We start from the raw sequence: 15,046 nt of genomic DNA, 5'->3' as shown, positions 1-15,046 counted from the left end.
TGCTGGTCGTGCAGTCGTTGATCGTGCTGTTCATCGCCGCGCCTCCGCTGGTGCGCGCGATCTTCGGGCTGCCGCAGCCCGGAGCGCGGAAGAAGAAGCCCAAGAAGAAGCGAAAGAACCAGGCGCAGATCGCCGAGGAGGTGGCGTCATGACCATCACGGCAGAAGCCGTCGTCAGCGACGAGAAGCGCCACGTCACCATCAGCTCGTGGAAGACGCCGATCATCTTCGGCCTGTTCACGGTGCTGTTCGCTCTGCTGCCGCTGCTCGCGCCCCGCGAGGGCGACAGCACGTTCCGGCTCGTCCGCTCGGCGAGTGCTGTCATCCAGTTGCCCGAGGTCGTCATCCCCGCCACCCCCACGGCGTGGGCGTGCGTCGTGCTGCTCGCCGCCGTCACGATCGTTTCGATCATCTGGACGCGCGCACATCGCAGGCTGCCGCTATGGCTGACCGTGGTGTACGCCGTGTTCCTGATGATCGGCTTCCTGTCCTGGGCTGCGGCGGGAGGCACGCTTCCGATGATCGGTCTGCTGGGCGGCGCTCTTGCGCTGGCCACGCCGCTGATCTTCGGCGCTTTGGGCGGCGTCATCGGCGAACGCGTCGGCGTGGTCAACATCGCCATCGAGGCGCAGCTGCTCGCGGGCGCCTTCCTGGCCGCTGTGGTCGGTTCTGCTACGGGCAGCCCGTGGGCGGGCCTGGTCGCGGCCATGGTCGCGGGTGCACTGGTGTCGAGCGTGCTCGCCGTGTTCGCGATCACCTATTTCGTCAACCAGATCATCGTGGGTGTGGTGCTGAACGTCCTCGTGGCAGGACTGACGACCTTCCTCTACCGTCAGGTGCTGAACCCCAACGATGCAGCGCTGAATTCGCCTCCGCTGTTCCCCGAGCTTCCGATTCCGGTGCTCAGCGAGATTCCCGTGCTGGGACCGGTGCTGTTTCGCCAGACGATCATCGTGTACCTGATGTACGTCACGGTGTTCCTCGTCTGGTTCGGGCTGTATCGCACACGCTGGGGCCTGCGTCTGCGTGCGGTCGGCGAGCACCCGCAGGCCGCCGACACAGTCGGGATCAAGGTCGTGTCGACCCGATACTGGAACGTGATCCTCGCCGGCGCCATCGCCGGAATGGGCGGCGCGTTCTACACGCTGGTCACGAACCCGCAGTTCGGCCGAGAGATGACAGCGGGAGCCGGGTACATCGCCCTCGCCGCGGTGATCTTCGGCAAGTGGGACCCGATCAGAGCGACCCTGGCCGCACTGCTGTTCGGCTTCGCGACCAACCTGCAGGGTGTGCTGAGCGTCATCGGCTCGCCGGTGCCCAGCCAGTTCATGCTCATGTTGCCGTACATCGTGACGATCTTCGCCGTCGCCGGTCTCGTGGGCCGCTCGCGCCCGCCGGCGGCCTCGGGCGAGCCGTATATCAAGAGTTAGACCTTAGAGGAGACATGACAGACATCGACTGGGACGAGCTTCGCGTCGTCGCCACCGAGGCGATGCAGAAGGCCTACGCGCCGTATTCTCGCTATCGCGTGGGGGCCGCCGCCCTCGTGGGCGATGGCCGAATCGTCGCCGGATGCAACATCGAGAACGCCTCGTACGGGGTGACGCTGTGCGCCGAATGCGCCCTGGTGGGCGACCTGCACATGTCTGGCGGCGGTCAGCTGGTCGCCTTCATCTGCGTCAACAACGACGGCGAGACGATCATGCCGTGCGGCCGGTGCCGTCAGCTGCTGTTCGAGCACGCGATGCCGGGAATGCTCCTGGAGACGGTGTCGGGTATCCGCACGATCGACGAAGTGCTGCCCGATGCGTTCGGGCCGCGTGCCCTCGGGCACACCCACGGGGCGGAGGAAGCACGATGAGCGACGACACGTCGACAGGCTCAGCGGGCGGTGGTGTCGAGCCGTTCGATGCGATCGACGTGATCCGCGCGAAGCGCGACGGCGGGACAGTAGGCGAGAAGGCACTGCGATGGATGGTCGACGCCTACACCCGCGGCTATGTCTCTGACGCGCAGATGGCCTCGTTCGCGATGGCAGTCTTCCAGCGCGGCATGGAACGCTCCGAGATCCGCGTGCTCACCGACGCGATGATCGCCTCGGGGGAGCGGATGAGCTTCGCGAACCTGGGCAAGAAGACCGTCGACAAGCACTCCACCGGCGGCGTCGGCGACAAGATCACGCTGCCCCTGGCGCCGCTCGTCGCGTGCTTCGGCGTCGCGGTCCCACAGCTCAGCGGCCGCGGGCTCGGGCACACCGGCGGCACGCTCGACAAGCTCGAGTCGATCCCCGGGTGGCGTGCCGCGCTGTCGAACGAGGAGATGTTCTCGCAGCTGCAGGGTGACGTCGGCGCGGTGATCTGCGCGGCCGGCTCCGGACTCGCCCCGGCCGACAAGAAGCTGTATGCCCTGCGTGACGTCACCGGCACCGTCGAGGCGATCCCGCTGATCGCGTCGAGCATCATGTCGAAGAAGATCGCCGAGGGCACGGATGCCCTCGTGCTGGACGTGAAGTTCGGCTCGGGCGCGTTCATGCAGGACATCGATCGCGCTCGTGAGCTGGCGCAGACCATGGTCGCCCTCGGCACAGACTCGGGCGTGGCGACGACCGCACTGCTGACCGATATGAACGTGCCGCTGGGCCTGGCGATCGGCAACGCGAACGAGGTGCGCGAGTCGGTGGAGATTCTCGCCGGTGGCGGACCCGCCGATGTGCGCGAGCTCACCGTCGCGCTGGCCCGCGAGATGCTCACTCTGGCGGGTCACCCGGATGCCGATGTCGAGGCGGCGCTGGATGACGGACGTGCGATGGACACCTGGAACGCGATGATTCGAGCGCAGGACGGTGATCCGGATGCGCCGCTGCCGACGCCGCGCGAGACCCATGTCGTCACGGCCACGGCCGACGGCGTCGTCTCGCGCATGGACGCTCTGCCCTTCGGTATCGCCGCCTGGCGCCTGGGCGCGGGGCGTGCGCGTGCGGAGGATCAGGTCGTGCATGCCGCCGGCATCGATCTGCACGTGAAGCCGGGGGAACGGGTCTCGGCCGGCCAGGCAGTGTTCACACTCTCCGCAGACGATGAGGGGCGCTTTCCGCGTGCGTTGGCGGCCCTTGAGGGGGCATGGGCGCTGGCGGACGACGCGAATGCGACATCGGCGGTCGCACCGCTCGTTCGCGAACGCATCACCGCGTAGGCTGGAGCAACGCCGCTCGCTGGGATCGGCGATGCGTCGGTCTTCGGAGAGGACACATTTCCATGTCGATCGCCTCAGATGGTGACATCGCAGTCGAGGGCGTCTCGCTGCGTTCGCTGCCAAAGATCTCGCTGCACGATCATCTCGACGGCGCCGTGCGCCCGGCGACGATCGTCGAGCTGGCGACCGAGAGCGGAATCGAGCTGCCGCGAACCTCGAAGGGGCCGGTGCGCAGTGAACGCGCCCTCGCCGACTGGTTCGTGCGGCAGAGCGATTCGGATTCCCTCGTCGACTACCTGACGTCTTTCGACTACACCGTCGGCGTGATGCAGACGGCAGAGAACCTCACCCGCGTGGCGCGCGAGTTCGTCGAAGACCTCGCCCATGACGGCGTGATCTACGGTGAGGTGCGCTGGGCGCCGGAGCAGCACCTGACACGTGGTCTCTCGCTCGACGATGCCGTCGAAGCCGTTCAACAGGGAATCGAAGAGGGCGAGGACATCGCCGACCGCGACGGTCACAGCATCCGCGTCGGCCAGATTCTCAGCGCCATGCGCCACAGCGACCGGTCGTTCGAGATCGCCGAGCTCGCGCTCGATCACCGTGACAGCGGCGTCGTCGGCTTCGACATCGCCGGCCCGGAAGACGGATTTCCCGCCGCCGACCACCGCGCGGCCTTCGACCTGCTCGCCGAGAACTTCCTGCCCGTCACGGTGCACGCCGGAGAGGCGGCGGGGCTCGCGTCGATCCGCAGCGCGCTGCTCGATGGTCGGGCCTTGCGGCTCGGGCACGGCGTGCGCATCGTCAGCGACCTCGACGTCGTCAACCGCGCCGGCGACGAGGTTCAGGTGAAGTTCGGCGATCTCGCGCGCTGGGTGCGCGACCGGGAGATCCCCCTGGAGCTGGCACCGTCGTCGAACGTGCACACCGGCGCGATCGAGGCGTGGGGAAGCGAGCTCGCCGATCACCCGTTCGACCTGTTGTACCAGCTGGGCTTCGCCGTCACAGTCAACGTCGACAATCGCACCATGAGCAGCACCTCGCTCACGCGTGAGCTCGCACTGCTCGTCGATGCCTTCGGCTACGACCTCGACGATCTGGAGACCTTCCAGTTCAACGCCGCGTCGGCGGTGTTCCTGCCGGTGGAAGAGCGTGAAGAGCTCGTTGCGATGATCGCTGAGGGCTTCCGGGTCGACTGACCCTCAGTTCGCGTGCTCGCCGCGGGCGAGCACGTGATGCGTCTGAAGGTACTCCTCGAACGCCTCGCTGCTCGTGCGTGTCGGCGTGAACCCGAACTCACTCTTCAGTCGCGTGTTCGACAGCACGGGACGATAGCGCAGGAATGGGATCTTCTCGGGGCCGTGCACGGTGAGGCGCAGCATCCGACCCACGCGCAGCGCGGCAGACAGCGCCCACGCCGGCACCGTCAGCAAGGGCTTGCCCAGGCGTGCGGCGATCTCGCCGACGGTGAGCCGGCCGTCGCCGGCGACGTTGAAGATGCCGACGGGGCCGTCGGTCGCGGCACGGACCATGGCTGCGGCGACATCGTCGACCCAGATGAAGACGAACGGAGAGTCGGCTCCGGCCAGATGCAGGATGCGACGCGACTCCCATAGCTCGGTGATCTGGTTGTGCACGTCGGGGCCGAGAATCGTGCCGATGCGGAAGATCACCTGCGCCAGCTCAGGATGGCGCACACGGTAGTCGGCGAGCATCTCCTCGACCAGGCGTTTGTGTCGCGAGTACGGGAAGGCATCGTTTCCGCGCAGCGGATGCGTCTCGTCGATCCACTCCGGGTTGTCGGCGTGATAGCCGTAGGCGGCGCCGGAGCTGGAGACGACGATGCGCGTGACTGCGGCATCGATGCATGCCGCGAGCACATTGGCGGTTCCGGTGACGTCGACCCGGTACTCCGCTTCGACGTCACGGCCGGGGTTCACGACCGCTGCGAGGTGCACGACGGTGTCGATGCGGTGCTCGCGCAGCAGGGGCGCGATGGCGCCAGCGTCGGTCACGTCGAGGATCGCTTCACGGATGCCGGGACGCGGTGTCTGCGCGCGAAGGTCAGCCGCGACGACGAGGTCGACGTCATTTCGCGCGACAAGTGCGGCGGCGACATGCGAACCGAGGAACCCTGCCCCGCCGGTGATGAGCACCCGAGTCATGATGACGGCACCTGTGCGCGTCCGGTCGCGTCACCGGTTGCCTCTCCCGCGCGCCGCCGCGTGTGCCGCGCCCAGAGTCCCGCGACGATGAGTCCGGCGATGATATCCCAGATGCCCCACCAGCCCGCGACGATGGCCATGCCGCCCAGGCCGTCGAAGAACGCGAAGACGAGTCCAAGGCCGAGTCCGGCGTTTCGGATGCCGACCTCGAAGGTGATGGCCTTGCGCTCGCGGGTGCCGAGCCCGCCGAGCGCCGCGGTGCCGTAGCCGAGTGCGAGCGCGACAGCATCGTGAACTGTCACGACGAGCACGATGATGCCGAGCACGCTGACGAATACCGACCAATTGCCCACGAGCGCGACGAGGATGAACCCGACCAGCGCGATCAGGCTGAACCATTTCACGAACGGGTGCGCCCTGGCGGCGATCTCTGGCAGCTTCGCGCGCACCAGCAGGCCCACGGCGAAGGGGAGCCCGATGATCAGCACGATCTCCAGCAGCATCTTGACCGGATCCAGCGCGACCTGCCGGAGCACCTCGCTGGCGGCGGGGTGCAGCGACCCCCAGAAGGCGATGCTCAGCGGCATCGCGATGATGTACAGCAGATTTCCGACAGCGGTCATCGACACCGACAGCGCGACATTGCCTCCTGCGCGATGGGTCAGCACCTGTGAGATGTTCCCCGGCGGGCAACACGCGACGAGGATCATCCCCATCGCCATGGACGCCGTGACCGGAAGAACGAGTGTGAGCGCGAAGGTGACGATGGGAAGAAGGAACAGCTGGGCGAGGATCGCGACGATGAACGGCTTCGGATGCTTCACCACCGCCCGAAAGTCACTCGGGGCCGTGTCGAGCGCGATGCCGAGCATGATCAGCCCGAGAACGATGTTCAACAGTGTCAGCGAGCCCGGGGTGAAGCTGAGGACGACATCGTCGACGTTCATGCCGACTCCAGCGCCGTGCGTTCGCGGCGGACGGCCGCACGGTAGGCGTCTTTGTTGACGTAGTACGACATCCGATCGAGGTTCAGATACCGGTAGCCTCCGGTCACGTCGGGCCACGGCGCGCCGACCACGCGCTGGCGGAAGCGCTGTGCACGTGCGGGATCGGTCTCGACGGCTCCGAGGTACGCCGCCAGCAGCTCGGCCTGCTCATAGCGTCCCTGCCAGCCGATGCCGGATGCCTCGATCATGCCCATCACGTACAGCCCGTTGAACGAGGCGGGGAAGACGTTGAGGAAGAGCCGTGGTGACGCCCCGCGCCAGTGCAGATGCTCGCGGTCGACGAAGGGGTAGTCGAGGGTGTAACCCGTGGCGAGCAGCACGAGGTCGTAGTCGTCGCTCGTGTGGTCGCGAAAGCGCACGGTATGCCCATCGAAGCGGGCGATGTCGGCACGGATGCGCAGATCACCCTGTCCGAGGTGACCCAGCACCGTGGTGTTCACGATCGGATGCGATTCGTAGATGCGGTAGTCGGGCTTCGGGAACCCGAAGCGCACCGGATCGCCGGTGAACATCTTCAACACCCGCGAATCGACCGCCTGCTTGATCCGAGCCGGCAGTGGACGGCCCTGGTTGAGGGTGTCGCTCGGGCGGCCGAAGAGGTAGCGGGGCACGAAGTAGTAGCCGCGCCTGACGCTCATGTCGACGGATGCCGCATGGTGCACAGCGTCCACCGCGATATCGCAGCCGGAGTTTCCCGCCCCGATGATGAGCACGCGCTTGCCTGCCAGGTGCGCGGCGTCCTTATACGCGCTCGTGTGCAGGATCTCACCCGTGAACTCGCCGTCGAAACGCGGCACGTGGGGTTCGGCGAGCGTGCCGTTGGCGAGCACGACGCCGGCGTACCACTCGGTGGTGACGCCGTTGGGACCGTCGGCGGTGAGGTCCCATCCGCCATCGCGGGGCTCGAGACGCGTGACGCGCGTGTCGAACCGGAACAGGCCGGTGAGGTCGAACTGGTCGGCGTAGTCCTGGAAGTACTCACGCAGCACGCGATGGCCCGGATAGTCGGCGGCGGTGCGCATCGGGAACTCGTGGAACTCGGTCGTGGTGCGCGACGAGATCAGATGCGCCGACTCGTACATCGTGCTGCGCGGGATCTCGATGTCCCACAGGCCCCCGACGCGGCTCGAAGCCTCGAAGCCGGTGACGGCGATGCCGCGACGGCTGAGCGCTCTGGCCGCGGCGAGCCCCGAAGGGCCCGCGCCGACGACGGCGTACGTCTGCATTCGTCCTCCCGCACTTCGTCGTGCTCGGCTTCGGGTGCCGGTCGCTGTGACGGATAGCGACTGCTTGCGATGTTATCGGGTGCACGCGCAGGATCCGAACCCGTCGCCCGATGAGCGCTCACGTACAGGTAGTCGCTGCGGATGCGAAGACCCGGTCCAGCGCACTAGCGTCGGCTCAAACAGCGCGGGGACGCTTCACGCGCGGAACACGGGGAGTTCATATGCGACGCAGGGCACGCAGTTCAACGGAAATAGCGTCCGGTGTGGCGGCGATCGCGCTGATCGCGCTGTTGACCGGATGCGGTCCGTCGGCGGGGGAGAGCAGCGCTGACACGGAGGCGGACGCCGCATCCGTGGCCTCGTCCGAGGAGACGCCTGAGGCGGAGGCATCCGAGGACGATGGATTCTGCACGGCGACAGACGGGCTCGGCGAGGCGCTGCTGATCATCAAGGATCAGAGCGCTGATCCGAGTGTCGGAGCAGAGGCGGTGTCCACGGCGAAGACGATCCTCACCGAGGTGCCCGCGCCCGCCGACATCGCGGAACCCTGGGAGTTCCTCACCGGTGCGATGGGCGTCTTCGAGGAGGCATTCGCCAGCGCAGACGGTGGCGCGCCCCAGCTCGACGACGAAGAGGGCTTCGCGACACTGGTACTGCTTCCCGGTGGCGTCGAAGCGGTGGGCGTCCACCTGCAGCAGGAGTGTGGTGCCGATCTCGGGCTCACCGCGCCCGTGATCGACGATGTGTGCGCGGTGGTCGATCCTGCGTCGCTCGGATCAGTGTTCGAATCCGTCCCCGCCGGCACATCTCAGCGCTGGGGCGGGGCGACGGTGGAGTGCCAGTGGGAAGCCGGTGACAGCCACGTCGGAGCTATCGTCGGGTCTGTGACGATGGTGTCAGACGAGATCCTTCAGGGGGCCGCGCCGGCCAGCGAAGTGCAGATGGACGGCTACACGATCGACGTGCATCAGGGGACGCTGGGCATGTTCCGCTTCAGCACCCAGGGCAGCACAGCGGCGGCGGTGATCGGAGAGTGGGCCGTGATGGCATCGGTCAGATCGGGAGACGCCGCCGCCGATGAGAGCAAAGCCATCGCCTTGGCGGGAATGCTCGCGGACGCGCTGCCCTGATCGGCTCGGGAGCGTCACTCGTTCAGAGCGCCCGCGAGCTCGTGGCGGCTGTGCAGGCCGAGTTTTCGGAAGACGTTCTGCAGGTGGTATTCGACCGTGCGCTCTGAGATGAACAGTCGCTGTGCGACCTCGGCATTGGTCGCTCCGGCAGAAACCTCGCGGGCGACATCGAACTCTCGAGGTGTGAGCGCTGACGCTGCGTTTGCGGACGCGCTGGCCGGCGCGGCCCGGCGCACACCGCAAGCGGCGAGTTCGGAGTCGCACTGATCTGCCCAGACTCTCGCGCCGAGACGGAGAAACGACTCCTGTGCGAGAGAAAGCTGCTCGCGGGCATCCGCCCTGCGTCGCGCCCGGCGTAGCCGCTCTCCCCAGACCAGACGGGTGCGCGCCGTCTCGAAGCCATCCTTCTCACCGCTCAGCAGTTCGACGGCTCTGGCGAAGGCGGTATCCATCTGTGCCGCCGGTGCGATCAAGGCGCGACTTCTCACTGCGAGAGCACGCAGGGAGGAATGCCCTACGGCGTCCATGGCCGACTCGAATTGCTCCAGTTCCGCGAGTGCGTCCTCGTGGGTTCCCAGCCTCCACGCGGCTTCGAAGGCGTCCGGTACGCGTGACAGATACCCCGATGGCACCAGTCCCAGAGCTCTTTCGATGCGTCCTGCCGCTGAAAGATGCGTCGCGGCGCGTGCGAAATCACGATGGGCGAGGGCGAGCAGACCCGCGACGCAGTCATCGAGGTGTTGCATCATGTCTGTCCACAGTGGTGCACGCTCGCGCGCCTTCCTGCGAATCTGCTCGCAGGCGGACGCGTCGCCGATCGCGGCGAGCAGATAGGCGTGCCGAAGAGCGATGAAAGGGTACGGGGCGGTGAAGTCAGTATCGATGACGAGGCGTTCGAGGCTGTCGAACCCGGCGAGCGCCCGACTCCAATGCCCCTGAGCGCGATCACGGGTCCCGCTCATGGACGCCGTCACGTAGAGTCCGCACGCCGATGGCCCGTGCTGGTCGATCACGTCGCGACAACGTTCGATGACATCGTCGACGATGGCGTGCTCGCCCATCCACCCCAGCACAACGGTGATGAAGCCTGCCGCAGTGCTCGGATCGAGGATGCGTTCCCAGGGATACTGCCTGAGCCAGTCGCCCCGCAGCACCTTTCCGGCTCCTTCTGCTGCGACCATCACCGCCGTGACATCGACGAGGAGCTGCTGCTCGAGTGTCGGTGTGGCCGCTCCCGCGGACAGCTGCTTCGCGAGACGGTGCGCCTGCGCGTAGCGACCGATCCCCAGTGCGCCGGTGACGAGACCCGCGAGCAGATCGAGGCCTGCTGCTCTCACCCGAGCGTCGTCATCATCACGCATAGACAGGGCCTGCTGTTCGAACCAGGCGCTGTCCTCGGGGGGTGAGGACACGGTCCACAGCGAGATCGACAGCAGCGTGCGGAGCAGCTGCGCACGTTCGAAGGTGTCTGTGGCATCGGGCAGCAGACGGTCGATGATGGCACGTGCTTCGGCAGCGGCGCCCGTTCGCAGGTACGCGTCCATCGCGGCGCGGAGCTGTCGGCGCTCATTCGAGTGCTCGCCGAGGCGATTCGAAAGCGTCGCCGCTGCATGCCAAAGCCGCGCCGCAGCGACGGGGTTCTCTCGGCGCACCGCGTCGCGAGCGCCCGCGAGAATCAACGGCAGGATCGTGCGCGGATCAGCGGCGGAGTCATGCAGCAGATGTGTGGCGCTGCGGATCGGATCGTGCGGGTGGGCTGTGGCCAAGGCGCGATGGACGGCGGCGGTCTCTCGCGCACGGGCCAGGTTCTGCATCGCCCGGGGCACGCTCGGATGCCGAAACGCACAGCGTCCCTCTGCAAAACGCACCAGCCCGACGCGCTCGGCATCGTCAAGCTCGTCAATGGTGACGCCGAGTGCGTGCAGCGCGCTGTGCTGCTCCTGGGCGTTTAGAGGCTCGAATGACACCGCCAGCAGGGCCAGGCGCGCGGCATCCGACAGCGCAGTGATCCGTTTGGCGAACAGTCCGGTCAGCGTCGGACCCAGCGGCATCACCTCGGGAAGCGGTTCGCTGCCGGTGCGCTGCGCGGTGGTGAGGTCGGCCGGGATCTCGGCCAGCGCGAGTGGCAGCCCTGCGGCATTCTCAGAGATCTTCGCGGCGACTCGCGCGCTGAGATCAGGGTGCAACTCGGCGAGCAGCTGTAATGATTCATCGGTGCTCAGCGGTGCCAGATCGATCGTCTCGCCCACGCCCAGGTCGACGTCCTCGTCGGTGCGCAGTCCGAACACCAGCAGCACACGTTCGGCCTCGAGTCGGCGGGCAGCGAACACCAGCGCGCGTCTGCTGGCGCTGTCGAGCCAGTGGGCATCATCAACGAGCACCAGCAGCGGACGCTCATCGGCGAGGCGCGTGAGCAGGCGCAGCACGTTCGTCGCGTCACGCAGCGGATCTGTGCCGTGCGCATGCTGATCGGTGGACTCACCTGCCGCGTGCATCAGCTGGTGCACGCCCGCGTACGGCAGCTGATGTTCGGCCGGATGCCCCGAGACCATCAACACCCGCGCGGTGGAGATCGCGGCTTGAGCCAAAGCCGAGAGCACGGCGCTCTTTCCCACCCCGGCGGTGCCGCGTACCACGAGCGTCCGTGCGGCACCGCTCACGGCATCCGAAAGCGCACCCGTGAGGCGTTCGAGCAGGCCCTCGCGACCGATGAGCGTGGACCCCCCGGGGAGAATGCCATCGCGGGTCAGAGCCATTTCAGGATCGTACCAAGGAGCGCAGACCCCGGTAGCGGCTACGGATGCGCTCGCTGTGGATTCTGTGGGGCAATGGTCACGGCCACCACTGGGGAGGAACGAGCATGTCCAGAATGAGCACGAGCAGACTCTCAAAGATCGCTGCCGTCGTCACGATAGCGGGTACAGCGGTGTTGTCGGCGCTCGTCCTCGCTCCGGCGGCGCAGGCGGGGACGATCACGACCCACGCAGTGATCAACGAGGTCGTCTCGAACTCGGAGACCGGCGACGAATGGGTCGAGGTACACGATCCGACCGGGTCGACTCCGGGTGCGATCGTGTGCGGGCTTGAGACCGGCAGCGGTGCTGTGCTGGATGACGGCTGCGGGCAGATGACCGGACTCTTCCTCATTCGCTGGAGTGCTGACGGCTCTGACGCGATCAACGACTCCGGCGACACGATCATGCTCTATGGCTCAGATCCCGCCGTACCGATCGATACGGTCACGGTACCGGCGCTCGCTCCCGGTCAGAGCTATGCGCGCTCGCATGACGGCAGTACCCGCTGGGAGATCCGCGATGCAGCCGACGTGACACCCAACGGGTCCAACGGCGTCGCGCCGATGGACCCCGATCCGCCGGTGCTGAGCGTGGGGGCCCCGTCGTCCGGGGAGGTCGTGGTCGGCGGTTTCACCCTGACGTTCTCGGCGAGCGACCCGGGCAGCGGCGTCGCTGGCGTCGCCTTCTACCTGCGAGATGGCACATCGACCGGCCCGTATACCTATCAGGACACCGATCAGAACACGACGTTCGATGAGCCTTTCTCATCGATAGAGATGTTCTCTCCTCTTGTGGTGGGTACCTATGATCTGTGTGTCACCGCGCTCGATGAAGAGGGCAACGGCGCTGCTGTCGCGGCGGATATCACCACCTGCGATGAGACGCTGAGCCATGTCGTCGCCATCGACGACGTCGAGGTGCGCGATGCGGTATCTCCCGTGCCCGATCCGGTGGTGTCGGCCCTCACCCCGGCGGACGGGGCGATCGTACCGGCGACGCCGTTCGACCTGACATGGGATACCGAGATCGACCCGAGGCTCACCGTGTTGCGCCAGGAGGTGACAATCGCCGGGAGTGCCGATCTGACGGCGACACCCGTGCAGTACCGTCCGAGCGGCACGACTCAGCCGGTGCCCAGTAGGCTGCTGACTCCGGGAGAGACCTGGTGGTGGCAGGTCTCGGTGGTATACGCGCGTTCCGCCACGTCGGCGGAAGAGCGAGTGGAGACCGCGGTTCGTTCGTTCACGGTTGAAGAGGCCGAGCCTGCCCCATCGCCGTGGTTCGAGGTCAATGGAGCTGACTGGGCCGACTATCAGAGCATCCGCACGAGCATCGACGAGTGCACGCTCCAGGTCGAGACCTTCGACATCGGACCGGTGACCGCGCTGGCCGATATCGAATCGTACGGCGACGGCGCCATCACCACGCTCGTCAGCGCGCAGGCGCTGCATACCGGTCATGATGTGAGCGGTTCGGCAGGTGTATGGACCTTCGATCTCGCCGATCACCCGACGATGGCGGTGCCGAGTGAAGACGGATTTATGCTGCAACTGAGCATCTACGACAGCGAGGGCACAGATTACGGCTGGGGCGAGATCGTGATGCCGTCGGAGTGCCTGCCCACGGACACAGGCGGTGGCCCCGCCGACGGTGCTGCGGGCGGCGATTCCGATGGTGATGCCGGCGGTGACACGAGCATCGATCGCGACGCCGCCATCTGGATGCTTCCCGGCACCGGCGGTGAGATCGGACCGTGGCCGTTCATCGTCGCCGCTGCTTTGCTGATCGGCGGCGCGCTCGTGACTCTCAGGCTGAGAGTTCGGCGGCGCGGGCGCTGAACTTCTCGCGCACTGCCGGAAAGAGCGGATGCTCCGGCTCCAGCCCGGTGACGGTCGTGGTCAGCACGTCTGCGGATTCCGTGTGCAGCATCTGCTGCAACTCGACGGACTGCTCATCGGAGGGATCATCGAATGCGAGAGCCGCAGCGACCGCGGTGACGAGCGCGGCGGTCGACAGGCCGAGTTCCGCGGCCTGTGCGGCGGGGCCGATGAATCGTTCGCTGCGCGAGAGCTTGCGAAGCGGCTGTCTGCCCACCCGCTGGACTGTGTCGACGAGGGCGGGATTGCGGAAGCGGTCGAGGATCGTCGCGCGGTACGTCGCCAGCTCGTCTGCGTCCAGCCCGTGCACGGCAGTGAGCATCGCGGAGGTCTCTTCGAGCGCGGCGCTCACCCGTGCGGCGATCGTCGGGTCCGCGAGAGCCTCCGAGATGCGTTCCACGCCCGCCATAGCGCCGAAGTACGCCGTGGCTGCGTGCCCGGTGTTCACGGTGAAGAGCTTGCGCTCGATGTACGGGCCCAACTCGTCGACGAAATGCGCACCGGGAATGTTCGGCAGATCGCCCGCGAACGGTGCGGCCTCGATGGCCCATTCGAAGTACGGCTCGACCGTGACGTCGACGCCGGAGCCCTCAGGCTGTGCCGGAACGATGCGGTCGACGGCGGTGTTGGCGAAGATCGCGCGCCGCGTCAGCGTGCCTGCGGCCTCTCCGGCCGCTCGCTCGATCTCGGCGCGCAGCTGATCGGTCGCACCGATCGCGTTCTCGCAGGCCATGATCGTCAGCGGTGCGAGATCATCCGAGCGCTGCGCGAGCCCGTCGAGGATCGCCGGTGCGATGAACTTCAGTACGGTCGGGCCGACAGCGCACGTGACGACATCGGCGGTCGCGACCTCGTGGGCGACAGCATCCGGGTCATTCTTGCTGTTGACAGCACGGTAGCCGGTCACGACGCGATCGACGCCACCGGGGCCGGACTCATGCACGGTGTACGAGTCCGTGGCGTTGATAGCGTCCACGAGCGCATCGGCGACGTCCGAGAAGACAAGCTCGTAGCCGCCCTCGTGCAGAAGCTGCCCGACGAAGCCGCGACCGATGTTTCCGGCACCGAAGTGAACCGCTTTCATCCTTCGTTCACCGCTCATGATTCGTTGACGGCAGAGAGCAGTGCGAACAGCTCATCGGGGGTCGCCGCAGCATTGAGCTTTGCCACGTCGTCCTCATCGGAGAACAGGATCGCGATCTGAGACAGGATTTCAAGGTGCTCATCGCCCTGACCGGCGATGCCGATCACGAAGGTCGCTTGCTCGCCTGCCCAGTCGACGCCGCCGTCGTAGCGAACGACCGACAGGCCAGAGGCGAGGATCGATTCCTTCGTCTCGTTCGTGCCGTGGGGAATGGCCAGCCCGTTGCCCATGTACGTGGACACCGTCGCTTCGCGCTGACGCATCGCATCGACGTAGTCATCGGTGACAGCACCAGCGCTGACGAGGATGTCGGTTGCCTCACGCAGGGCCTCGTCCTGCGTGACGGAGCCGGGGTGGATGCGGATCTGGCCGATTGTCAGAACGCTCATGATGTCTCCTTATGCCTGGGGGATCGGTGGTGGGGCGGATGCTTCGAGCATCCGCCCCACCGATGGGATTACTCGCCGGATTGCTTCTGCTCGCGCACCATCTCGACGACCTCTTCATACTG

The 15,046-nt window shown here is 66.7% G+C and carries 12 protein-coding genes; 6 read left to right on the top strand and 6 right to left on the bottom strand.

Features of this window, described 5'->3' with window-relative positions:
• Window positions 1-148 precede the first annotated feature (148 nt).
• The 4 genes from Q1J95_RS09090 (at window position 149) to Q1J95_RS09075 (ending at window position 4,390) form a co-directional block, all read left to right on the top strand.
• Window positions 149-1,429: an ABC transporter permease gene (locus Q1J95_RS09090; RefSeq protein WP_300267195.1), complete on the top strand. Its 1,281-nt coding sequence runs from the start codon at window positions 149-151 to the stop codon at window positions 1,427-1,429.
• A 14-nt stretch (window positions 1,430-1,443) separates the two neighbouring features.
• Complete coding sequence (locus tag Q1J95_RS09085) at window positions 1,444-1,860, top strand: cytidine deaminase (protein WP_300267194.1); 417 nt, start codon at window positions 1,444-1,446, stop codon at window positions 1,858-1,860.
• Window positions 1,857-3,191 (top strand): thymidine phosphorylase, encoded by a 1,335-nt coding sequence (locus Q1J95_RS09080; RefSeq protein ID WP_300267193.1) that lies wholly within the window; start codon window positions 1,857-1,859, stop codon window positions 3,189-3,191. Before Q1J95_RS09085 ends, Q1J95_RS09080 begins: the two co-directional genes overlap by 4 nt.
• Before the next feature lie 62 nt (window positions 3,192-3,253).
• The gene (locus Q1J95_RS09075; protein WP_300267192.1) at window positions 3,254-4,390 is read left to right on the top strand and encodes an adenosine deaminase; all 1,137 of its coding nucleotides are present in this window, start codon (window positions 3,254-3,256) and stop codon (window positions 4,388-4,390) included.
• A gap of 3 nt (window positions 4,391-4,393) precedes the next feature.
• Here Q1J95_RS09075 and Q1J95_RS09070 read toward each other — a convergent pair whose 3' ends face one another.
• Genes Q1J95_RS09070 through Q1J95_RS09060 form a run of 3 tightly spaced genes read right to left on the bottom strand, consistent with a single transcriptional unit; the run spans window position 4,394 to window position 7,589 of the window.
• The gene (locus Q1J95_RS09070; RefSeq protein WP_300267191.1) at window positions 4,394-5,356 is read right to left on the bottom strand and encodes an SDR family oxidoreductase; all 963 of its coding nucleotides are present in this window, start codon (window positions 5,354-5,356) and stop codon (window positions 4,394-4,396) included.
• Complete coding sequence (locus Q1J95_RS09065) at window positions 5,353-6,303, bottom strand: bile acid:sodium symporter family protein (protein ID WP_300267190.1); 951 nt, start codon at window positions 6,301-6,303, stop codon at window positions 5,353-5,355. Before Q1J95_RS09065 ends, Q1J95_RS09070 begins: the two co-directional genes overlap by 4 nt.
• A complete protein-coding gene (locus Q1J95_RS09060) occupies window positions 6,300-7,589 on the bottom strand; it encodes an NAD(P)/FAD-dependent oxidoreductase (protein ID WP_300267189.1) in 1,290 nt (429 codons plus the stop codon). The genes Q1J95_RS09065 and Q1J95_RS09060 overlap by 4 nt, the downstream gene beginning before the upstream one ends.
• Before the next feature lie 263 nt (window positions 7,590-7,852).
• Here Q1J95_RS09060 and Q1J95_RS09055 point away from each other — a divergent pair, with 263 nt between their 5' ends.
• On the top strand, window positions 7,853-8,719 hold the full coding sequence (locus Q1J95_RS09055; RefSeq protein WP_300267188.1) for a hypothetical protein: 867 nt from the start codon (window positions 7,853-7,855) through the stop codon (window positions 8,717-8,719).
• Between the two features lie 14 nt (window positions 8,720-8,733).
• Here Q1J95_RS09055 and Q1J95_RS09050 read toward each other — a convergent pair whose 3' ends face one another.
• Window positions 8,734-11,475, bottom strand: coding sequence for a LuxR family transcriptional regulator (locus Q1J95_RS09050; protein ID WP_300267187.1), 2,742 nt, complete (start codon window positions 11,473-11,475; stop codon window positions 8,734-8,736).
• Between the two features lie 113 nt (window positions 11,476-11,588).
• Between Q1J95_RS09050 and Q1J95_RS09045 the strand changes: the two genes are divergently transcribed.
• On the top strand, window positions 11,589-13,352 hold the full coding sequence (locus tag Q1J95_RS09045; RefSeq protein ID WP_300267186.1) for an Ig-like domain-containing protein: 1,764 nt from the start codon (window positions 11,589-11,591) through the stop codon (window positions 13,350-13,352).
• Here the strand turns inward: Q1J95_RS09045 and Q1J95_RS09040 are convergent.
• Together Q1J95_RS09040 and Q1J95_RS09035 are read right to left on the bottom strand one after the other, a co-directional pair.
• Entirely contained in the window at window positions 13,321-14,475 is a 1,155-nt protein-coding gene (locus Q1J95_RS09040; protein WP_300267185.1) for a mannitol-1-phosphate 5-dehydrogenase, read from the bottom strand. The two genes, Q1J95_RS09045 and Q1J95_RS09040, sit on opposite strands and share 32 nt — an antisense overlap.
• 14 nt (window positions 14,476-14,489) lie before the next feature.
• Window positions 14,490-14,924, bottom strand: coding sequence for a PTS sugar transporter subunit IIA (locus Q1J95_RS09035; protein ID WP_300267184.1), 435 nt, complete (start codon window positions 14,922-14,924; stop codon window positions 14,490-14,492).
• Window positions 14,925-15,046: the final 122 nt, after the last annotated feature.

The organism is Microbacterium sp., from assembly GCF_029263575.1.
Taxonomy (GTDB): domain Bacteria; phylum Actinomycetota; class Actinomycetes; order Actinomycetales; family Microbacteriaceae; genus Microbacterium.
The sequence above is the reverse complement of the archived record's forward strand: the minus strand, read 5'-3'. Positions and strand labels throughout refer to the sequence as shown.

What these genes read in the sequence shown, in the direction of transcription:
- Q1J95_RS09045 (WP_300267186.1), top strand. Translation starts at nt 11,589, where the DNA reads ATGAGCACGAGCAGACTCTCAAAGATCGCTGCCGTCGTCACGATAGCG.
- Q1J95_RS09065 (WP_300267190.1), bottom strand. Translation starts at nt 6,303, where the DNA reads ATGAACGTCGACGATGTCGTCCTCAGCTTCACCCCGGGCTCGCTGACA.
- Q1J95_RS09050 (WP_300267187.1), bottom strand. Translation starts at nt 11,475, where the DNA reads ATGGCTCTGACCCGCGATGGCATTCTCCCCGGGGGGTCCACGCTCATC.
- Q1J95_RS09080 (WP_300267193.1), top strand. Translation starts at nt 1,857, where the DNA reads ATGAGCGACGACACGTCGACAGGCTCAGCGGGCGGTGGTGTCGAGCCG.
- Q1J95_RS09085 (WP_300267194.1), top strand. Translation starts at nt 1,444, where the DNA reads ATGACAGACATCGACTGGGACGAGCTTCGCGTCGTCGCCACCGAGGCG.
- Q1J95_RS09075 (WP_300267192.1), top strand. Translation starts at nt 3,254, where the DNA reads ATGTCGATCGCCTCAGATGGTGACATCGCAGTCGAGGGCGTCTCGCTG.
- Q1J95_RS09060 (WP_300267189.1), bottom strand. Translation starts at nt 7,589, where the DNA reads ATGCAGACGTACGCCGTCGTCGGCGCGGGCCCTTCGGGGCTCGCCGCG.
- Q1J95_RS09070 (WP_300267191.1), bottom strand. Translation starts at nt 5,356, where the DNA reads ATGACTCGGGTGCTCATCACCGGCGGGGCAGGGTTCCTCGGTTCGCAT.
- Q1J95_RS09090 (WP_300267195.1), top strand. Translation starts at nt 149, where the DNA reads ATGACCATCACGGCAGAAGCCGTCGTCAGCGACGAGAAGCGCCACGTC.
- Q1J95_RS09040 (WP_300267185.1), bottom strand. Translation starts at nt 14,475, where the DNA reads ATGAAAGCGGTTCACTTCGGTGCCGGAAACATCGGTCGCGGCTTCGTC.
- Q1J95_RS09035 (WP_300267184.1), bottom strand. Translation starts at nt 14,924, where the DNA reads ATGAGCGTTCTGACAATCGGCCAGATCCGCATCCACCCCGGCTCCGTC.